Consider the following 19214-nt stretch of genomic DNA (forward strand, 5'->3'; position numbering starts at 1 on the left):
AGACCTCCACATCCCCGACCTCACACCCACCCCAGCCATAGCCCCCGACACCCTCGACACCCTCCCCGACCCCACCCTGATCACCGACCTGACAACCCTCCTGGGCTAATGCGTCGACACCAACCAGCCTGGGCCTGGTCAGCCGCGAGCCGGCCGGACGCGGTCGCTTGGCCGCCGGCTGGCGTAGGACCGTGCGGCGTCCACCAGCGCCGTGAACAGCCGTATGTCGTCGAGGCTTTCCTCGGGGTGCCACTGCACCGCGAGCACGAAGCCGTCACCCGGGAGTTCGAGCGCCTCGACCACGCCGTCGGCATCCCGGGCGCTGACCACCAGACCCGAACCCACCTCGGCGATCGACTGGTGGTGGTAACAGCGGACCGCGGGGGAGTCCCCCAGCAATCCGGCCAGCCGGGTGCCGGGCACCGTGCGCACCACCAGACTGGCGAACACGGCGTTTCCCGGTTGATGCCCGGTGTGCCCGATGACCTCGGGCAGGTGCTGATGCAATGTCCCACCGAACGCGACGTTGAGGACCTGGGCCCCGCGGCAGATCCCCAGCACCGGCAGCTGCCGCCGAAGCGCGCCGCGCAGCAGGGCGAACTCCCAGCTGTCGCGCTGCGGCCCGGGCTCGTCGGTGGCCGGATGCGGCGGCTGGCCGTACACCGCGGGGTCGATGTCCCTGCCGCCGGTGAGCACCAGGCCGTCCACCGCATCGAGTACCCGGTCGGCGGTGCCGGCGCCGACCTGCTGCGGCGGGAGGAGCACCGCCAGCCCGCCGGCCAGCGTGACCCCGTCGATGTAGGCGGCGGGCAGAAAACTGGCGCGAACGTCCCAGATTCCGGTCTGGGCCTGATCCAGGTAGGTGGTCATGCCGATCACCGGCGGGGTAGCGACAGCCACGTCACCACCGTAGGCGCGGGGCCGCCCCCGGGTCGCTACCAGGTGCTGGTGCGCAGCACGATCTCCGCGGCCAGCTGCGCCGTCGACTCCTGGACATTGCGCCGGCTGAGCAGTTCCACCACGCGGTAATCACCGTAGACGTAGCGCTGACTGGCCCGGGCCACCGCTCGCGCAGCCGGGGTGCTGACCAGCACGGTGGTGTTGATCTCCACTGGCGGGCAGTGCTCGTCGCGGATCACCCCGGTGAGATCGGCCACCCGCGGGTGGCCGCGGTCGATTGCCACCAGGCCGGTGAAGCGTTCCCATCGCGTCGCCGCCAACTCCCAGGCCAACTCTCCCCCGACACGGTCGCCGACCAGCACCGCCCAGTCGATGTCGAGCACGTCGAGGATGCCGACGACCGACTTGGCCCGCAACCGCGAGTCGGGACCGACCACGACGGTCCGCAACGACGCCCTGTGCAACCGCTCGCACACCGGTCCGTAGACGTGCAGCTCGCGCTGCGCTGCGCCCAACACCAGGACCACGGAGCCGCTCTCCGGACCTGAAACGGCCACCTGGACCGGGAATCCGTCGACGGTGGTCATCATGGTTGCGAGCACGTCAGCAACCTACAGCGATTCGGCCCGGCAGGGGGTGGTTTCGGCGCACGCCGCCGCCGATGAACCCCGCCGGCCGACGACGAGGGTGGGCCGCCGCGGCGGCCCGTCGTGCAGCAGGCCGGTGACCGCGTCGATGTCCAGGTGGCTCGCCAGCAGGTCGGCCATCAGATCCAGCTGGGCGTCACGGCGGGCGGCCACGTTGACGTCCTCGGCCACGACGAAGCCGTCACGGCCCGCCGCGGCCGCCACCCGACTCACCCACTCGCGCCGGAAGTCGTCGTCGTCGAACAACCCGTGCCAATGCGTGCCGTACACCTGCCCGCGGCGATACCCCTGCGCCGCCCCGTCCGCGTCGAACCAGCTGGCCTCGGTGCAGCGCGCTACCCGCCCGTGGTGGATCTCGTAGCCGTGCGGCGGCCACCGCCGCAGCACCTTGGCCGGGGCGAACACGATGTCGGCGTCGAGCAGCCCGAGTCCGTCGACGCGGCCGGATCGGGTTTCGACCGGATCGTCGATCGCGGCGCACAGCATCTGGAAGCCGCCGCAGATACCCAGCACCACCCCTCCGGCGGCCGCGTGCGCGACGACGGCCTGTGCCAGCCCACGGTCGCGCAACCAGGCCAGGTCCGCGACGGTGGCCTTGCTGCCGGGCAGCACGATCACGTCGGTGTCGGCCAGGTCGGCGGGTTCAGTCGCCCACCGCACCAGCACCCCCGGCTCACAGGCCAGCGCCTCGACGTCGGTGGAGTTGGAGATCCACGGCAGACGCACCGCGGCGACCCGCAGCCACTGCTGCCCGCGCGGCGGTTGCGGTGTGCCCAGCACCCGGTGGGCCAGCACCGAGACGGAGTCTTCGGCATCGAGCCAGAGCTCGTCGGCGTAGGGCAGCACGCCATAGCTGGGACGCCCGGTGAGCTCGGTTAGTTGCCGCAGCCCGGGCGCCAGCAGCGTCGGGTCGCCGCGGAACTTGTTGACGATGTATCCGGCGATCAGCGCCTGGTCGTCGGGTTGCAGCACGGCCACCGTGCCGAACAGGTGAGCCAGGAGCCCCCCGCGGTCGATGTCGCCGACGAGGATCACCGGCAACTGGGCGGCCCGGGCCAGTCCCATATTGGCGACGTCGGTGGCGCGCAGGTTGACTTCGGCCGGCGAACCGGCGCCTTCGCAGATCACCGCGTCGAACTCGGCGCGCAGAGCGGCCAATTCCTCGGTGACGACGCCGACAAGCCGGTCACGATGGGTCCAGTAGCCGGTCGCGGTGACCGCGTCGACGACCTGCCCGCGGACCACCAGCTGCGATGTCCGGTCGCTGCCCGGTTTGAGCAGAATCGGGTTGAACCGCACGCTGGGCTCCAGACCGGCGGCGCGCGCCTGCACCGCCTGCGCCCGGCCGATTTCGCCGCCCTCGACGGTGACGGCGGAGTTGTTCGACATGTTCTGCGCCTTGAACGGCGCGACCCGAACACCGTTGCGGGCAAGCAGGCGGCACAGCCCGGCAACCACCGTTGACTTGCCGGCGTCCGAACTGGTGCCGGCGACCAGCAGCGCCCCGCTCACCGTGCCGCAGCGGGTGCTGGGACCCGCGGCGAGTGTGCGGTTTCATCCCCGACACGCCGCGGCCGGCGTATCGAACCGCACAGTCGGCCACGTCGTGTCACGGCAGCGTCAGGATTTCGGCGCCGGTGTCGGTGACCAGCAGCGTGTGCTCGAACTGGGCCGTCCACTTGCGGTCTTTGGTGACCACCGTCCAGCCGTCCGGCCAGATCTCGTAATCCAGCGTGCCGAGATTGATCATCGGCTCGATCGTGAACGTCATCCCGGGCTCGATGGTGGTGGTCACCGAGGGCTGGTCGTAGTGCAGCACCACCAGTCCGTTGTGGAACGTGGTGCCGATGCCGTGGCCGGTGAAGTCGCGAACCACGTGATATCCGAAACGGTTTGCGTAGGATTCGATAACGCGGCCGATCACCGACAACGAGCGGCCCGGTTTGACGGCCTTGATCGCGCGCATCATGGCCTCCTGGGTGCGCTCCACCAGCAGCCGATGCTCTGGCGCGACGTCGCCGGCCAGAAACGTGGCGTTGGTGTCGCCGTGGACGCCGCCGATGTAGGCGGTGACGTCGATGTTGACGATGTCGCCGTCCTCGATCACCGTCGAGTCCGGAATACCGTGGCAGATAACCTCGTTCAGCGACGTGCAGCACGACTTCGGGTACCCCTTGTAGCCCAGTGTCGAGGGATAGGCACCGTGATCGACCAGGTATTCGTGGGCGATGCGGTCCAGCTCGTCGGTGGTCACCCCGGGCGCGACGGCCTTGCCCGCCTCGGCCAGCGCACCGGCCGCGATCCGTCCGGCGACACGCATCTTCTCGATCACCTCGGGCGTCTGCACCCACGGCTCGCTGCCCTCGCGCGCGGTCGGCTTGCCGACGTATTCCGGGCGCGGGATCGACTTGGGTACCGGTCGGGTCGGGGACAGCACGCCGGGCGAGAGCGCGGTACGGACGGGCATGCCGCAAGCTTACTGATTTGTCTTCGCTGAGTATCGCCGCGCAGCGCCGGCGCCTGTGTGTATGATAGTTACGTATGAGTAGCCGAGTTCAGGTGATCTTGTCCGATGAGGAGCGGGAGGCTTTCCGCCAGCAAGCTGCCGCCGAGCAGATGTCGCTGAGCAACTGGCTGCGCCAGGCCGGGCTCAAACAACTGCAGGCACAGCGCCAGAAGCCGATTCACACCGTCGCGGATCTGCGCGAGTTCTTCGCGGCGTTGCCGCAGGAAGACGGCCGAGAACCGGACTGGAATGCACACCTGCAGGTGATCGAGGAGTCCCGCCGCAGCGGTGTTGCGACCACGTGATCTTCGTCGACACCAACGTCTTCATGTACGCCGTCGGTCGTGAGCATCCGCTGCGAATGCCCGCGCGGGATTTTTTCGAGCACTGCCTGCAGCACAAGGACCGCCTGGTCACCTCCGCAGAGGTGACCCAAGAACTGCTGCACGCCTACCTGCCCGTCGGGCGAGTCGCCACGCTGGACTCGGCATTGACGCTGGTGGGATCGCTGTCGGAGGTCTGGCCTGTCGAATTGGCCGACGTCGTGCACGCACGGGCACTGCATAATCGCCATGCCGGTTTAGGTGCCCGCGATCTGCTGCACCTGGCGTGCTGCCAGCGGCGCGGTGTGACGCGGATCAAGACGTTCGACCGGGCACTGGCAAGCGCGTTTAGTCGCGTTGAAGCCGGGTGAGACCTGCTCGCCCGGCCAACCCCCGGTGCAGGCCCACGGCGACACTTGACCGGGGCCCGACCTCGGTACTCTCACTACAAGATTTTTCTCAGCAGTTTTTAACGCAAACTGATGACTGTTCTCGCCTTGATGAGCCGACGCGGCTGGGCCCGCCTGTCCGGGCTGTGTGCCGGGGTTGCCGGCGCGGCATTCATGGGACTCTCGGCGGGTGCTCACGCCGACGCGGATGGGCCGACGCTTGCCCTCGCCGACCTGTGGAGTGCCTACGACGCCATGGCGGCATACGAAAACTCCTACGGATTATTCGCAGACGCACTGTTTTTCTCACATCTCCCGGAAATACCGTTCGCGCCATTATCGGCACTGCTTGCAGACCCTGCGCTGGGTGCAACCGTCTCCGATGAATTGAGCATGCTCGCGGCCGAAGGCACGACGATCACCGGTCAGCTTGCCGGGCTTGAGCCTAAAATCGAGGATTCCAGCGCCATTGCGGCCATCGACGGCAAGGAACTTCCCGTTATCGTCGATATGCTGGATTTTCAACAGCAAATCAATAATTCGGTCGAGAGTTTTCCGGCGATCAGTGCCCAGATGGAAACCGATCCGCTGCTCGTCTATGAACTCAATGCCCTGTACGTTGCCGAAACCGATCTCGACACCTGGGCCCTGAATTTAGGCTACAGTTTAGGAAGTCCGGCTGGCACAACGGCCGACAACGTTCAAATGTTATTCAATGGCTTGGCGATGGCCTACGATCTGCACAGCGCTGTCGACATCTCCGCAATTCTCGCCGATCTGGCAAGTGTGGGCCTCTAGCCTCAGGCCAGGTAGTCGCCCGGCAGGTTCTGCAACATCCGCTTGGTCATCCGGACCGCGTGCTCGGAGCTGCCGCCGCCGACGATCAGCGCCGCGAACGCCAGATCGCCGCGATATCCGGCGAACCAGGAATGCGATCCACCGGGAAATTCGGCCTCCCCGGTCTTGCCGAACACCTCACCGCAGTCGGCGATGTCCTTGGCGGTGCCGTTGGTCACCGTCAGCCGCATCATCGGTCGCAGCCCGTCGATCACCTTCGCGCTGATCGGCTCGGCGTCCCCGGTGACGGTCGTCGGCCGGCCCTCGATGAGTGTGGGTACCGGGGTTTTGCCCGCGGCCACGGTGGCCGCCACCAGGGCGATGCCGAACGGGCTGGCCAGCACCTTGCCCTGGCCGAAGCCGTCTTCGGTGCGTTCGGTTTGATCGACCGTCGGCGGCACCGAGCCGGTGACCGTGGTGAGGCCGTCCACCTGGTAGTCCAGACCCAGGCCGTAGCGCGTAGCGGCCTGGGTCAAACCGCGTGGCGGCATTCGGCTGGCCAGTTCGGCGAACGTGGTGTTGCAGGAGCTGGCGAACGCCCGCGCCATCGGCACCACACCCAGGTCGAACCCGCCGTAGTTGGGAATGGTGCGCTGCCCGATGGCGATTTCGCTGGGGCAGTTCAGCAGCGTGTTGGGGGTGGCCATGTCCCGCTCGATCGCCGCGCCGGCGGTGATCATCTTGAAGGTCGATCCCGGCGGGTACAGCCCGGTGGTGGCGACCGGGCCGTCGGCGTCGGCGGCGCTGTTCTGGGCGACCGCCAGAATCTCGCCGGTCGACGGCCTGATCGCCACGATCATCGCTTTGCCGGGTTGGCTGTCCACGGCACGCTGGGCGGCGTCCTGCACGGCGCGATCCAGGCTGATCGAGATCGACGGCGCCGGTGACGGCTCCACCTCGTGCAGCACGGCGACGTCGACGCCGTTCTGGTTGACGCTGACCACCCGCCAGCCGGCCTGGCCTTCGAGGTCGTCGGCCACGGCCTTTTTGACCTCGCTGAGCAGCGTGGGCGCGAATCGGTCGTCGGTCGGCAGCAGCTCGGCCTGCGGGGTGATGACGACCCCGGGCAGCCCGCCGATCGTCGGCGCGATCTGGTTGTTGTCGTCGGCGCGCAGCGTGATCAGATCCAGCGGGGCAGCGGCGGAGCTGGCTTGTTCGGCCAGTCGTTGCGGGTCGAGGGTGTCGTCGAAGGGGCGCAGCGCGTCGACGACCGCGCGGGCGGTCGTGACCAGCTGCTCCCCGGCGCGTCGGGCGTCCAGGCGGTAGTGGTAGAGGTAACCGGGCGCCAGCACGTCGGTCCCGCCGACTTCGTTCACCGCCGCACGTCGCGGCGGGTCGGCCCGCAGCGCGAACGTCTGACGCTCGCCTAGACGCGGGTGTAGCCCGGTCGTCGTCCAGCGGACCTGCCAGCTCCCCTCGTCGCGGGCCATCTTGAGCTGACCCTCGTAGGACCAGGTCCGGTCCTTCGGCAGGTGCCAGGTGTAGCGGTAGCCCACCGAGCCGGTGTCCCCGGTGTACTTCGAACCGAGAACCTGGGCGTCCAGCCGGGTGGCCTGCAGGCCGGCCCACGCCGCGTTGAGCGCTTCCCGCGCGTCGTCGGGGTCGTCGGTCAACGCCGCAGCAGCTGCGGTGTCGCCGGCGGCCAATGCGGCGAAGAACCGCTGCGCCGCCGGGCCCGGGCCGTTCGGGCGCGGAGTGCAGGCCGGTAGGACGGTGCCCGCGAGAAGCACCAACACCGTAATCTGTGAGGCAAATGTGATTTTTGTGGCCATTGGTGCTGATGTTAGGAGAGGGGGCGGTTGCCGGGCCGGAGGCGCACCGTAACCAAGTTGTGACGGTTGCCGGCGTCACGCCGGCGTGACCGTCGAGCGGATAGCGGTTCAGTCGAGCAGCACGGTGGCGAAGGTGCCGACTTCGGCGAAGCCGACCCGCGCGTAGGCGGCCCGGGCCACCGTATTGAAGTCGTTGACATACAGGCTCGCGATGCGCCCGGTGCCGACGATGACCGCCGCCAGGGTCGCGGTACCGGAGGTGCCCAGCCCCTGGCCGCGCCGTTCGGGATGAACCCAGACACCTTGAATCTGGCCGACCGCCGGAGACTGCGACCCCACTTCCGCCTTGAAGACGACCTGGCCGTGCTCGAAGCGCGCCCACGCCCGACCCGCGCTGATCAAGTTGGCCAGCCGGCGACGGTAGCCGCGGCCACCGTCGCCGGCCCGCGGGTCCACCCCCACCTCGCCGATGAACATGTCGACGGCCGCGACCAGGTAGGCGTCGATCTCGCTCGGCCGCACCTGGCGCACGCCGGGATCGATCGCGCAGCGCGGCATCGCGCTCAACGCCAACAGCGGCTGACGGTCCCGAACGTCACGGGCCGGACCCCAGTTCGGTTCCAGCCGCTGCCACATCGGCAACACCAGTTCGGCGCGGCCCACCAGCGACGAACAACGCCGCGGTGTGCTCATCGCCTTGTCGGCGAATGCGGCCAAGTCGGTCGTCGTGCCGCGCAACGGAATCAGGTTGAGGCCGGCGTAGCACAGGGATTCGTCGACGCTGCCTCGGGTCCACAGTTCGCCGCCGATGGCGGTGGGCTCGACCCCGTGCTCGGCGACCCGAGCAGCGACCATGCAGGACGCGACCGGGTCGCGGTCGAAGACGCGCTGCACCGCGGCGGCATCGCGCACCACGGACACCGGTCGCTCGTCAACCACACGGTGGATGGACGGAGCCGACATAGCGATTCTTTCTGCGAGCAGGCGGCCCGAACGGACCTCTATCAGCTTACGGTCACAATCGGCGAACCGCTGGCTGTCGCGTCCGGGCCGGGTCCGATTTCCATCCCGCTGCTCATTTCCCCGGCGAGCCGCATCGCCTCTTCGATCAGGGTCTCGACGATCTGCGACTCGGGCACCGTCTTAATGACTTCGCCGCGCACGAAGATCTGTCCCTTGCCGTTGCCCGACGCGACACCCAGGTCCGCCTCGCGCGCCTCCCCCGGCCCGTTGACCACACAACCCATCACCGCGACCCGCAACGGCACCTGCAGCCCGTCCAGGCCCGCGCTGACCGCGTTGGCCAGCGTGTAGACGTCGACCTGCGCCCGCCCGCACGACGGACACGACACGATCTCCAGCGACCGGGGCCGCAGGTTCAGCGACTCCAGGATCGCGATGCCGACCTTGACCTCCTCGACCGGCGGCGCCGACAGCGACACCCGGATCGTGTCCCCGATGCCCTGCGACAGCAGGGCACCGAATGCGACTGCGGATTTGATCGTGCCCTGGAAGGCCGGCCCGGCCTCGGTGACTCCCAGGTGCAGCGGGTAGTCGCATTGGGCAGCCAGCAGCTGATAAGCCCGCACCATCACGACCGGATCGGAGTGTTTGACGCTGATCTTGATGTCGCCGAAGCCGTGTTCTTCGAACAGCGAGGCCTCCCACAGCGCCGACTCGACCAGCGCCTCGGCAGTGGCCTTGCCGTACTTGGCCAGGATCCGCCGGTCCAGCGAGCCGGCGTTGACGCCGATCCGGATCGGGATGCCGGCCGCCGCGGCGGCCTTGGCCACCTCGGCGACCCGACCGTCGAATTCTTTGATGTTGCCCGGATTGACCCGCACCGCCGCACATCCCGCATCGATCGCGGCGAAGATGTATTTGGGCTGGAAGTGAATGTCGGCAATCACCGGAATCTGGCTGTGCCGGGCGATCTCGGCCAGTGCATCGGCGTCCTCCTGGCGCGGACACGCTACCCGCACGATGTCGCAGCCCGCAGCGGTCAACTCCGCGATCTGCTGCAACGTCGCAGTGACGTCGTGGGTCTTGGTCGTGCACATCGACTGCACCGAGATCCGGTGATCACTGCCCACCCCGACGTCGCCGACCATCAGCTGGCGTGTCGGCCGGCGCGGGGCCAACGTCGGTGGTGGGGATGCCGGCATGCCCAGGCTGATGTCTTGGCCGGTGGCCATGGGTCTCTCCTACTGGAACAGCCTGATCGGATTGACCAGATCGGCGGTGACCGTCAACAGCATGTAGCCGACGACCAGCACCAAGACTACGTAGGTGGCCGGCATGAGTCGGAGATAGTTCACCGGCGCGGCGACGACCATGCCGCGCGACGAGCGGATGCTATTGCGGATTTTTTCGTAGACCGCGATCGCGATGTGGCCGCCGTCGAACGGCAACAGCGGCACCAGGTTGATCGCAGCCAGAATGAGGTTGAGCTGGGCCAGGAAGAACCAGAACGCCTGCCACAGGCCGTGATCGACGGTGTCGCCGCCGATGATGGACGCGCCGACCACGCTGATCGGGGTATCCGGGCTGCGCTGGCCGCCCTCGATCGCATGCACCAGTGCGCCGACCTTGGACGGGATCGCCACCAGCGCCTTGGCGAGCTCGACGCTCAAGTCGCCGGTGAAGACCACGGCGCCCGGAATCGCGGTGAGCATGTTGTAGTGGGTCAGTCCGGGCAGCGGCGGGGCGACGCCGATCATCCCGACGGTCGACGGCTCGGTGTCATGCTCGTGCAGCCAGCGCCGCGCCGGGGTGACGGTCACCTCGAAGGTCATCCGATGACCGTCGCGCTGCACGACGATCGGAACCGTGCCGTGTTGTTGCCGTATCGCGGCGGCCATGTCCTCGAAGGTGTGCACGTCTTTGTCGCCGACCCTGACGACGACGTCGCCGCTACGCAGCCCGGCGGTCGCCGCCGGGCCCGGCCCGGTGCACGGCCCGAACTGCCCCTTGGTGATTTCCGGCGCGACACAGGTGGTCTCGCCGATCACCGCGGCCGTCGTCGGATGCAGGTTCGGCAACCCCCAGATCACCGCGATGGCATAGATCAGCACCAATCCGATGACGAAGTTCATCCCGGGTCCGGCGAGCAGCACGGCGCTGCGCTTCCAGGTCGGCTGCTTGTACATGGCGCGGTCCCGCTCGTCGGGCGCCAGCTCCTCGACCGCGGTCATTCCGGCGATATCGCAGAAGCCGCCCGCCGGAATTGCCTTGAGGCCGTACTCGGTTCCACCGCGCCGGGTCGACCACAGCGTGGGACCGAAGCCGACGAAGTAGCGCCGCACCTTCATGCCGGTGGCCCGCGCCGCCCACATGTGGCCGCACTCGTGCAGCGCCACCGACACCAGGATGGCAAACGCAAATGCCACGATGCCGACAACGAACATCATCGGGTTGCTGCCACCTTTCTGCGACCGCGTTCGCCGACGACACGCTGGGCCCGTTCGCGGGCCCACTGCTGCGCGTCGACTACGTCTTCCACGGTAGCGGGTGCCGCACCCCAGCGCGGGGCCCAGCGGTCGGCGGCGTGCAACACGTCGGCGATGGTGTGCACGATCGCGGGGAATCCGATCCGGCCGGCAAGAAAGGCCGCGGCGGCCTCCTCGTTGGCGGCGTTGTAGACCGCGGTCATGCAGCCGCCGGCCAGGCCGGCGTGCCGGGCCAGCTCTACGGCGGGGAAGACGTCGGTGTCCAGCGGCTCGAAATGCCAACTCGCCGCGCTGCGAAAATCGCAGGCGGCGGCCGCGCCGGGCACCCGATCCGGCCAGGCCAGCGCCAACGAGATCGGCAGTTTCATGTCCGGTGGGCTGGCCTGCGCGATCGTCGATCCGTCGGTGAAGGTGACCATCGAATGCACGATCGACTGCGGGTGGACGACCACCTCGATGCGCTCGTAGTCGATGCCGAACAGCAGGTGGGTCTCGATCAATTCGAGGCCCTTGTTCACCAGTGACGCCGAGTTCAGGGTGTTCATCGGACCCATCGACCAGGTGGGATGAACGCCGGCCTGCGCCGGGGTGACATGCTCGAGGTCGGCGGCCGACCAGCCGCGGAATGGTCCGCCGGAGGCGGTGAGCACCAGTTTTGCGACCTCGTCGGGGGCACCGCCACGCAGGCATTGGGCCAGCGCGGAGTGCTCGGAGTCGACGGGCACGATCTGGCCGGGTGCAGCGGCCGCCAACACCAGCGGACCACCGGCGACCAGCGACTCCTTGTTGGCCAGGGCCAACGTGGCCCCGGTCGCCAGCGCGGCCAACGTCGGGCGCAGACCCAGCGCCCCGACCAGCGCGTTGAGGATGACGTCGGCCTCGGTGTTCTCGATCAACCGGCTCAGGGCATCCGGGCCCCGATAGCTCACGTCACCGATCGCCTGCGCAGCGCGTTCGTCGACGACGGCGATGTTGGTCACCCCGGTCTCGGCGCGCTGGCGTGCCAGCAGGTCCGGGTTCGCGCCCCCGGCGGCCAGGCCGACCAGCTCGAAGCGATCCGGGTTGGCGGCGATGACCTCCAGCGCCTGGGTGCCGATAGAGCCCGTGCTGCCGAGCACCAAAATCTTGCGGCGACGGTTCGTCACCCGTCTATTGTGCCGCGGCCAGGGCCCGTGCCGCCCGCAGCCTCTCACCGGGCGCGGCTGTGTGAGAATATCGGGGCGTCACGAGTTCAGAGCGCAATTTGAGGGAGTCGCTGTGGTCGGTACCGAGGTTGAGCGCCACACCGGGGTCGACGTCGCTGACGTGCCGTCCGCACGGTGGGGCTGGAGCAAGATCAACTACCGGACCTGGCACCTGGTGGGGCTGTTCGCCACTATTTTTCTGCTGTGCCTGCTGCGCGGCAATCACGTGGGCCATATCGAGGACTGGTTTTTGGTCTGCTTCGCCGCGCTGACGCTTTTCGTGACCGTGCGTGACTGGTGGGGCCGCCGCCGCGGCTGGCTCAGGTAACGGCCCTAGATCCTTAGATGTGGCCTCGTCGTTAGCCCGCCGTTTCCAGGCGCCGCACGCCGACGACCGTCACCCTCAGCGCACAGTGAAACCGATCATTGTCTGCGCGCACCACTAGACTAGACCCGCACGAACTCTTACTGACCCACGCCGCTAGCGCTTGGGCGCGCGACGTTCCCTCAGGTATCCGGCCGTGGCGAGCGCTCCGGCCATCAGCGCAACCAGCGCCAGCAGCCACGGCGCCGCGCCATGGCGGTGCACCCAGCCGGCCAGCGCTCCTTGCAGTCGGCCCGCGGCCGCGATCACCGTGTCGGCGGGATTCCCGTGCGCACGAAGCAGGCGCACCTCGTAATAGCCGTAGTAGCCCACATACAGCCCCACCAGCACCATCAGCGCACCGCCGGCCCGGTTGACCAGTGGCAGGACGCGCCGCAGCCGGGTCGCCAGCGCCGAACTCGCGAAAGCGGCGGCGACCGCCAACACACCGACGACGAGAGTGAGCCCGGCGAGGTACGCCAGATAGACCGACACCCTCGCGAGCAGCGAGCCGCGGCGAACGGCCGCCGCGGTGACGGCCACAAACGGGGCGACGGTGCACGACAGCGAGGCGACCGCGTAGCTCACGCCGTAGCCGTACATAGACCCCAGCCGCACGGTCGGCGCCCACCGCGCGGCGCCGGGCGCCACCAGCGTGACCGGGCGGCCGGATAGCAGCCACCCCCCGATGGCGACCAGGGCGAGGCCGACGACTGCCGTGACGTAGGGCAGGTAGCGCTGCACTGCCGTGGCCGCCGATATGCTCAGCGCCGCGAACGCACCGAAGACCGTCACGAACCCCAGCACCATCCCGAGAGTGGCCAGCACGGCACGGCCGACCGCAGCCGGCACCGACGCCGTGCCGGTCCCCTCCCGGCGCACCACCAGCACCAGGTAGCCGGGCAGCATGGCGAAACCACAGGGATTCAATGCCGCCACCAACCCGGCGGCGAAGGCCAGCCCGACCAGTCCCTGGTTCACCGGTCAGGACGTCAGCGCGGCCACCCGGTCGGCCAGCTCCTGCTCGGACATCGCCGAGGTGGGGTCGTTCACGAAGGTGGAGCTGCCGTCGGCCCGATAGAACACGTAAGCCGGCTGCCAGGGCACGTTGTAGCGCGCCCAGATCGACCCGTCGGCGTCGTTGAGATTGGTGAAGTTCAGGTTGTACTTGGCGACGAAGTCCTGCATCGCCGCGAGGTCCGAGTGGGCCGCGATCCCGACGAAGGTGACCGCCGGAGTTGCGGCCGCCACCTGGCTCACCCCCGGAGCCTCGGCGTTGCAGAACGGACACCACGGCGTCCAGAACCACAGCACGGCGGGCCTGCCCTGCAAACTCGCGCCGTTGAAGGGAGCTCCGGTCAGCGTGGTGCCGGTGAATTGCAGACGGTCGTCGGCCGCGTGGACGCGGGGTGGCGCGCCCAGGCCAACCACGAGCGCTACCGCGACGGCGCCGACGGCGACCATGCGCACCCGAGACAAGCACATTCTCATCGCAAACCCCCTAACGCCCCCCGAGAAGTCTACGGCATGGGTGGCGGCGCAGTCGGCGATTCGGCGCAAGCAGCGCGCACAGCTCACAGCCCGGCGGCCAGCTGCCCGCAGGCGGCGGCGATCTCTCGGCCGCGGGTGTCGCGCACCGTGCAGGACACCCCCCGCGCCCGTACCCGCCGGACGAATTCGCGCTGCACGAGATGCGGGCTGGCCTGCCAGTTGCTGCCCGGTGTCGGGTTGAGGGGGATGACGTTCACATGCGCCAGCGGCCCCAGCGTGCGGTGGAGCAGCGTGCCCAGCAAGTCGGCCCGCCACGGCTGGTCGTTGACGTCGCGAATCAGCGCGTATTCGACCGACACCCGCCGTCGGGTCAGCTCGGCGTAGTGCCGGGCGGCCCCGATCACCTCGCTGATCTTCCACCGCTTGTTGACCGGCACCAGCGTGTTTCGCAGTTCGTCGTCGGGCGCGTGCAGCGACAGCGCCAGGGTCACGGCAAGCCGTTCGTCGGCGAGCTTGCGGATCGCCGGGGCCAGGCCGACCGTCGACACGGTGACGGACCGGGCCGAGAGGCCGAACCCGTGCGGTGGCGCTGCGGTCATGCGGCGCAGCGCGGCGACCACCTCGGCGTAGTTGGCCAGCGGCTCACCCATCCCCATGAAAACCACGTTGGACAGCCGGTCGCCCCACTGGTCGCGGACCGTCGCGGCGGCAGCACGGACCTGTTCGAGGATCTCTGCCGCCGACAAGTTGCGGCGCAGCCCGCCCTGCCCGGTGGCGCAGAACGGGCACGCCATCCCACAGCCGGCCTGCGAGGAAATGCACACGGTGTGGCGCCGCGGGTAGCGCATCAACACCGACTCGAGGCCGGTGCCGTCGACAGCCCGCCACAGGGTCTTGCGGGTCTGGCCCGCATCACAGGTTATGTCGCGGGAAGCGGTCAGCAACTGCGGGAACAGGGCCGCGGCGACCCGGTCGCGAATCGCCGCGGGCAGGTCGCTCATCTGCCGAGGATCGGCGACGAGCCGCCCGTAGTAGTGGTGCGCGAGCTGGTCGGCCCGAAACGACGGTAGGCCCAGTTCGGCGACCGCGGCCACGCGACCCGCCGCGTCGAGATCGGCCAGATGCCGCGGCGGACGCGCCCGCCGGGGCGCATCGAATCGCAGCTGCTGCCTCATCGGGGTCCAGTGTGGCAGGCGCACCATGGTCCACGAGGGTCAGGGAACCAGCGTCAGGACCACCCACGCCGCCACCGCCGACAGCAGAAAGCCGTCGAAGCGGTCCAGCACCCCGCCGTGCCCGGGCAGCAGGCTGCCCATGTCCTTGATCCCGAGGTCACGTTTGACCTGGGATTCCACCAGGTCGCCCAGTGTCGCCGCGCACACGACGGTCAGACCCAGCAACACGCCGATCCACAGCGGCTTACCGGTGAGATATCCGACGCTGAGCGTGGTCGCGGTCACCCCGAACACCAGCGAGCCGAGCAGACCTTCCCAGGTTTTCTTCGGGCTGATCGCCGGCACCATCGGATGTCTACCGAAGAGCACCCCTGCCGCGTATCCGCCGATGTCCGAGCTGGCCACGCCGATCGCGAAGCAAAACGCCCGTCCGGGGCCGTCATGGTCGTAGATCAGCAATGCGGCAAACGAGGCGAACAGCGGGACCCAGGCGGCCAGGAACACCGTGGCCGACACGTCGCGCAAATAGTTGGCCGGAGCGGCGTCGGTGCCGTGAGCCGCCCGCCGACCGTGGCGGCTCAGCAGCCGCCAAATCATGCACGCCACGACGGTGCCGCCGAAGCCGGCCAGTGCGCCGCGGGTGCCGTACGGCCATGTCAACCACACGGTGGCCTGGCCGCCGATCACCAGCGGGATCATCGGGATCACGTATCCGGCGGCCCGCAACCGCCGTCCGACCTCGAGCGTGCCCAGCAGGACCCCGACGGCGACGATGGCGACGAACGCATGCGGTGCGTACTTCAGGCTCGCGATGACACCGCCGCCCAACAGTGCGCCGACCAGGATCGCCACCGGCAGATTGCGCCCGGCACGCGAGGCCAGGGGCCCCGCATTCGGCAGCGAACCCTGCACCGGCCCCTGGGCGGGGACGCCTGCGCCGGTGTCGGTGTCTGCCACGGGTGTCGTCTGCCGTGCGGTCGCTAGACCTCGAGCAACTCGTCTTCTTTGTGTTTGACCAGCTCATCGATTTGCGCGACGTACTGGTGCGTGGTCTTGTCGAGTTCCTTCTCGGCCCGGCCGACCTCGTCTTCGCCGGCCTCCCCGTCCTTGCGGATGCGATGCAGCTCTTCCATCGCCTTGCGGCGGATGTTGCGCACCGAGACCCGGGCGTCCTCGCCCTTGGCTTTGGCCTGCTTGACCAGTTCGCGGCGACGCTCCTCGGTCAGCTGGGGCACGGCCACTCGGATCAAGGTGCCGTCGTTGGTGGGGTTGACGCCCAGATCGGAATTGCGGATGGCGGTCTCGATGGGACCCAGCTGCGCGGCTTCGTACGGCTTGATGACAACCAGCCGCGCCTCAGGCACAGTGATGCTGGCCAGCTGGGTGATCGGGGTGGCCGCGCCGTAGTAGTCGATGACAATCCGGGAGAACATGCCGGGGTTGGCGCGGCCGGTCCGAATGGTTGCCAGGTCTTCACGGGCCACCGCCACGGCCTTTTCCATCTTCTCTTCGGCGTCGAAGAGGGTCTCGTCGATCATGTACGGCCTCCCTCAGCTGGTGACCAGCGTCCCGATCTTCTCACCCGCGATCGCACGGGCGATATTGCCATCGGTCAGGAGGTTGAACACCAGTATCGGCATCCCATTGTCCATGCACAGACTGAACGCGGTAGCGTCGGCCACCCGCAACCCGCGGTCGATGACTTCGCGGTGAGTGATCACGCTGAGCAGTTCAGCATCGGGATTGACCCGCGGATCTTCGGCGAACACGCCGTCGACCGCCTTGGCCATCAACACCACGTCGGCCCCGATCTCCAAGGCCCGTTGTGCGGCCGTGGTGTCGGTGGAGAAATACGGCAGTCCCATGCCGGCACCGAAGATCACCACCCGGCCCTTCTCCAGATGCCGACGGGCACGCAACGGAATGTAGGGTTCGGCTACCTGCCCCATCGTGATCGCGGTCTGCACCCGGGTAGCGACACCTTCTCTTTCCAAAAAATCCTGCAGCGCAAGGCTATTCATGACAGTGCCGAGCATGCCCATGTAATCCGAGCGACTGCGCTCCATGCCGCGCTGCTGTAGCTGAGCGCCGCGGAAAAAGTTACCGCCCCCGATCACCACGGCGACCTGCACACCACTGCGGACCACTTCGGCGACCTGGCGGGCGACCTGCGCCACCACGTCGGGATCCAGACCCACCTGTCCGCCGCCGAACATTTCGCCGCCGAGCTTGAGCAGCACCCGCCGGTATTTGGGGCCACTACCCGACTCGCTGGTGGAATACCCGTTGCCCGGTGCAAGCCCTTCTGCGCTCGCGGTGCTCATCGGCTTCGGTTCTGTCATCAGACTCCTCGCTTAAGAGCGCCGTCTCGGCGCTCCGAGCCGGCATCGTTCGTCCTGCCATGAGCATCACCCAGCATGCCCCAGGAACAAGCCTAATATTCGGCGTTTCTGCTGAATATGCCCCTCATGCGGGAAAGCGTCGGGCTGCGCCCCGGCCCGGCGCCCGGCGCACCATGGGCTGGTTACTCCATCTGCATTGGAAACCGTTGTCCTACTGAATTTTTCGACCAACTTCGCAGCCGAGGTTAACCGCTCCTGCCAATCCGCTCGAGCCGGAGGCGCACAAACAATGGCCCACTGGACCAGCAGCAGCGTGAGGGCCACGCAACGAGGCCGAAGCCGCGCCGGGTGTGTCAGCCTCCGGCCAGCTCGAGTAGTCGCACGAGCGCCGGCTCGGCCATAAGCGCAACCAATAATCGCAACCAATGATGAAGCAGCCGTTCATCAGCCGATGCGGGCATCTGATCCCTCAGCGGCGTGCCGCCCGGACGCGGCGAGGCCGCACAGCGGCTTGGTCTGCCCGGCCGACTCCGAGTGCTGCGGGACAGAGCCACTCGACGTCGGGGATGTGGCGCGGGTTGTGGTTCGTCGACCGCGATGAGTCCGGGGGCCGTGCGAGTCGGCGACCTCAGGCTGCGGTGGAGTCTCCGGCATAGTAGGGTGAGTTCGCCTAGAGCACAGTCCTTTCATACGCTGCGGGCCGATGTCGGGGTGGCTCTGGTCCCTGCTGTTGGGTGTGGGAAAGTTTCGTGTTTGGGGTGGGCCGTGGATGGGCATTTTTTAGCCATGATCGCACGTGTAGGTATTCGCTTGGGTGTGTCGGTGGCGGTGACCGCGGGGCTGTGTTGCGCTGCGGTGCTTGCCGAAATGGCTCCCCCGGCGGCCTCGGCGCAAGGCTGCCCCGATGTGGAGGTGGTGTTCGCCAGGGGAACCGGTGAGGAACCCGGAGTCGGTCCGACCGGACAGGCCTTCGTCGACGCCCTGCGCTCCCGGATCGGCGGACGCTCCCTGGAGGTCTACCCGGTCAACTACCCGGCCAGCGACCAGTGGTCCACCGCCGTGGACGGCATCGACAACGCAGGCAACCAGGTGGTCGCCACCGCCCGCAACTGCCCCAACACCAAGATGGTGCTCGGCGGCTACTCGCAGGGCGCGGCCGTGATGGGGTTCGTCACCTCCGCTGCGGTCCCCGACGGCGTCGACCCCGCCAGCGTGCCCAAACCGATGCCCCCCGATGTGGCCAACCACGTCGCCGCGGTGGTGCTCTACGGCATGCCCAACGCTCGGGCCATGAACTTCTTGGGCCAGCCCCAGGTCAGCATCGGCCCGCTCTATCAGGCCAAAACCATCAAGATCTGCGTCCCCGACGACCCGGTGTGCTCCGAGGGGCTCGACTTCGCCGCGCACAACAGCTACGCCGGCGACGCCGCCATCATCGACCAGGGCGCCAACTTCGCCGCCAACCACCTGGGCGAGAACCCACGACCGTCCGCGACCACGACCTCCCCCGGCGGCGGCTTCGGCAGCTAAGCCGCCGCATCGCCGTATAACCCAGCACGTGGCGAACCGCGCGAACGTGCCCATGGCGGCCGGTCGATTCAGCTGATCAGTTGGCTATCAATTGACTATGGAAATTGGTCTGGAAATTGGTCGCGGACTTCCGAATCGCCGTCGGCCAACGACGCTGCATCGCGGCAACACCGCCGGAGTGAACGCCAAATCCGCGCGCCTACTACCAATCCGGTGTAGGACATGGTAACTAGATCTTTGGCGAAGGTCGGCTGTTGGGTGTGGGAAAGTTTCGTGTTTGGGGTGGGCCGTGGATGGGCATTTTT

The 19214-nt window shown here is 68.1% G+C and carries 20 protein-coding genes; 5 read left to right on the forward strand and 15 right to left on the reverse strand.

The window, feature by feature from the left end:
- Window positions 1-138 precede the first annotated feature (138 nt).
- The 4 genes from F6Q13_RS14340 to map form a co-directional block, all read right to left on the reverse strand.
- Window positions 139-870: a gamma-glutamyl-gamma-aminobutyrate hydrolase family protein gene (locus F6Q13_RS14340; RefSeq protein WP_293057740.1), complete on the reverse strand. Its 732-nt coding sequence runs from the start codon at window positions 868-870 to the stop codon at window positions 139-141.
- Between the two features lie 65 nt (window positions 871-935).
- Window positions 936-1487, reverse strand: a complete 552-nt coding sequence (locus F6Q13_RS14345; RefSeq protein ID WP_293057743.1) for an alpha/beta hydrolase — start codon at window positions 1485-1487, stop codon at window positions 936-938.
- Window positions 1488-1511: 24 nt separating this feature from the next.
- On the reverse strand, window positions 1512-3059 hold the full coding sequence (locus F6Q13_RS14350; RefSeq protein WP_293057698.1) for a cobyric acid synthase: 1548 nt from the start codon (window positions 3057-3059) through the stop codon (window positions 1512-1514).
- Window positions 3060-3156: 97 nt separating this feature from the next.
- Window positions 3157-4014 carry a type I methionyl aminopeptidase gene (gene map / locus F6Q13_RS14355; protein ID WP_293057701.1) on the reverse strand — a complete coding sequence of 286 codons (858 nt, stop codon included), beginning with the start codon at window positions 4012-4014 and terminating at the stop codon, window positions 3157-3159.
- A 95-nt stretch (window positions 4015-4109) separates the two neighbouring features.
- Between map and F6Q13_RS14360 the strand changes: the two genes are divergently transcribed.
- The 3 genes from F6Q13_RS14360 (at window position 4110) to F6Q13_RS14370 (ending at window position 5563) form a co-directional block, all read left to right on the forward strand.
- On the forward strand, window positions 4110-4358 hold the full coding sequence (locus F6Q13_RS14360; protein ID WP_293057745.1) for an antitoxin: 249 nt from the start codon (window positions 4110-4112) through the stop codon (window positions 4356-4358).
- Window positions 4355-4747, forward strand: coding sequence for a type II toxin-antitoxin system VapC family toxin (locus F6Q13_RS14365; RefSeq protein WP_293057703.1), 393 nt, complete (start codon window positions 4355-4357; stop codon window positions 4745-4747). Before F6Q13_RS14360 ends, F6Q13_RS14365 begins: the two co-directional genes overlap by 4 nt.
- Window positions 4748-4858: 111 nt before the next feature.
- A complete protein-coding gene (locus F6Q13_RS14370) occupies window positions 4859-5563 on the forward strand; it encodes a hypothetical protein (protein ID WP_293057705.1) in 705 nt (234 codons plus the stop codon).
- A 2-nt stretch (window positions 5564-5565) separates the two neighbouring features.
- On the opposite strand, the gene F6Q13_RS14375 is transcribed toward F6Q13_RS14370, so the two are convergent.
- From F6Q13_RS14375 to dxr, 5 genes are all read right to left on the reverse strand, one after another.
- Complete coding sequence (locus tag F6Q13_RS14375) at window positions 5566-7374, reverse strand: penicillin-binding transpeptidase domain-containing protein (RefSeq protein WP_293057707.1); 1809 nt, start codon at window positions 7372-7374, stop codon at window positions 5566-5568.
- 108 nt (window positions 7375-7482) lie between these two features.
- Window positions 7483-8337 carry a GNAT family N-acetyltransferase gene (locus F6Q13_RS14380; RefSeq protein WP_293057710.1) on the reverse strand — a complete coding sequence of 285 codons (855 nt, stop codon included), beginning with the start codon at window positions 8335-8337 and terminating at the stop codon, window positions 7483-7485.
- 41 nt (window positions 8338-8378) lie between these two features.
- Window positions 8379-9569: a flavodoxin-dependent (E)-4-hydroxy-3-methylbut-2-enyl-diphosphate synthase gene (ispG, locus tag F6Q13_RS14385; protein WP_293057712.1), complete on the reverse strand. Its 1191-nt coding sequence runs from the start codon at window positions 9567-9569 to the stop codon at window positions 8379-8381.
- Window positions 9570-9578: 9 nt separating this feature from the next.
- A complete protein-coding gene (locus F6Q13_RS14390) occupies window positions 9579-10784 on the reverse strand; it encodes an RIP metalloprotease (protein ID WP_293057715.1) in 1206 nt (401 codons plus the stop codon).
- On the reverse strand, window positions 10781-11968 hold the full coding sequence (dxr, locus tag F6Q13_RS14395; protein ID WP_293057718.1) for a 1-deoxy-D-xylulose-5-phosphate reductoisomerase: 1188 nt from the start codon (window positions 11966-11968) through the stop codon (window positions 10781-10783). The genes F6Q13_RS14390 and dxr overlap by 4 nt, the downstream gene beginning before the upstream one ends.
- A 112-nt stretch (window positions 11969-12080) precedes the next feature.
- Here dxr and F6Q13_RS14400 point away from each other — a divergent pair, with 112 nt between their 5' ends.
- Entirely contained in the window at window positions 12081-12335 is a 255-nt protein-coding gene (locus tag F6Q13_RS14400; protein WP_293057721.1) for a DUF2631 domain-containing protein, read from the forward strand.
- Window positions 12336-12488: 153 nt separating this feature from the next.
- Here F6Q13_RS14400 and F6Q13_RS14405 read toward each other — a convergent pair whose 3' ends face one another.
- The 6 genes from F6Q13_RS14405 to pyrH form a co-directional block, all read right to left on the reverse strand.
- Window positions 12489-13352, reverse strand: a complete 864-nt coding sequence (locus F6Q13_RS14405; protein WP_293057724.1) for a cytochrome c biogenesis CcdA family protein — start codon at window positions 13350-13352, stop codon at window positions 12489-12491.
- A gap of 3 nt (window positions 13353-13355) precedes the next feature.
- Complete coding sequence (locus F6Q13_RS14410; protein ID WP_293057726.1) at window positions 13356-13862, reverse strand: protein disulfide oxidoreductase; 507 nt, start codon at window positions 13860-13862, stop codon at window positions 13356-13358.
- Between the two features lie 83 nt (window positions 13863-13945).
- Entirely contained in the window at window positions 13946-15037 is a 1092-nt protein-coding gene (gene rlmN / locus F6Q13_RS14415; protein WP_293057728.1) for a 23S rRNA (adenine(2503)-C(2))-methyltransferase RlmN, read from the reverse strand.
- Between the two features lie 39 nt (window positions 15038-15076).
- A complete protein-coding gene (locus F6Q13_RS14420; RefSeq protein ID WP_293057747.1) occupies window positions 15077-15949 on the reverse strand; it encodes a phosphatidate cytidylyltransferase in 873 nt (290 codons plus the stop codon).
- 68 nt (window positions 15950-16017) lie between these two features.
- Window positions 16018-16575, reverse strand: a complete 558-nt coding sequence (gene frr, locus F6Q13_RS14425) for a ribosome recycling factor (protein ID WP_293057731.1) — start codon at window positions 16573-16575, stop codon at window positions 16018-16020.
- 12 nt (window positions 16576-16587) lie between these two features.
- Window positions 16588-17379 (reverse strand): UMP kinase, encoded by a 792-nt coding sequence (gene pyrH, locus F6Q13_RS14430; protein ID WP_293057734.1) that lies wholly within the window; start codon window positions 17377-17379, stop codon window positions 16588-16590.
- A gap of 786 nt (window positions 17380-18165) precedes the next feature.
- Here pyrH and F6Q13_RS14435 point away from each other — a divergent pair.
- Window positions 18166-18909, forward strand: coding sequence for a cutinase family protein (locus F6Q13_RS14435; protein ID WP_293057737.1), 744 nt, complete (start codon window positions 18166-18168; stop codon window positions 18907-18909).
- Window positions 18910-19214 lie beyond the last annotated feature (305 nt).

Source organism: Mycobacterium sp. (genome assembly GCF_008709575.1).
Lineage (GTDB): Bacteria > Actinomycetota > Actinomycetes > Mycobacteriales > Mycobacteriaceae > Mycobacterium.

What these genes read in the sequence shown, in the direction of transcription:
- F6Q13_RS14340 (WP_293057740.1), bottom strand. Translation starts at nt 870, where the DNA reads ATGACCACCTACCTGGATCAGGCCCAGACCGGAATCTGGGACGTTCGC.
- F6Q13_RS14345 (WP_293057743.1), bottom strand. Translation starts at nt 1,487, where the DNA reads ATGACCACCGTCGACGGATTCCCGGTCCAGGTGGCCGTTTCAGGTCCG.
- map (WP_293057701.1), bottom strand. Translation starts at nt 4,014, where the DNA reads ATGCCCGTCCGTACCGCGCTCTCGCCCGGCGTGCTGTCCCCGACCCGA.
- F6Q13_RS14370 (WP_293057705.1), top strand. Translation starts at nt 4,859, where the DNA reads ATGACTGTTCTCGCCTTGATGAGCCGACGCGGCTGGGCCCGCCTGTCC.
- F6Q13_RS14375 (WP_293057707.1), bottom strand. Translation starts at nt 7,374, where the DNA reads ATGGCCACAAAAATCACATTTGCCTCACAGATTACGGTGTTGGTGCTT.
- F6Q13_RS14380 (WP_293057710.1), bottom strand. Translation starts at nt 8,337, where the DNA reads ATGTCGGCTCCGTCCATCCACCGTGTGGTTGACGAGCGACCGGTGTCC.
- ispG (WP_293057712.1), bottom strand. Translation starts at nt 9,569, where the DNA reads ATGGCCACCGGCCAAGACATCAGCCTGGGCATGCCGGCATCCCCACCA.
- F6Q13_RS14390 (WP_293057715.1), bottom strand. Translation starts at nt 10,784, where the DNA reads ATGATGTTCGTTGTCGGCATCGTGGCATTTGCGTTTGCCATCCTGGTG.
- F6Q13_RS14410 (WP_293057726.1), bottom strand. Translation starts at nt 13,862, where the DNA reads ATGAGAATGTGCTTGTCTCGGGTGCGCATGGTCGCCGTCGGCGCCGTC.
- rlmN (WP_293057728.1), bottom strand. Translation starts at nt 15,037, where the DNA reads ATGAGGCAGCAGCTGCGATTCGATGCGCCCCGGCGGGCGCGTCCGCCG.
- frr (WP_293057731.1), bottom strand. Translation starts at nt 16,575, where the DNA reads ATGATCGACGAGACCCTCTTCGACGCCGAAGAGAAGATGGAAAAGGCC.
- pyrH (WP_293057734.1), bottom strand. Translation starts at nt 17,379, where the DNA reads ATGACAGAACCGAAGCCGATGAGCACCGCGAGCGCAGAAGGGCTTGCA.
- F6Q13_RS14435 (WP_293057737.1), top strand. Translation starts at nt 18,166, where the DNA reads ATGATCGCACGTGTAGGTATTCGCTTGGGTGTGTCGGTGGCGGTGACC.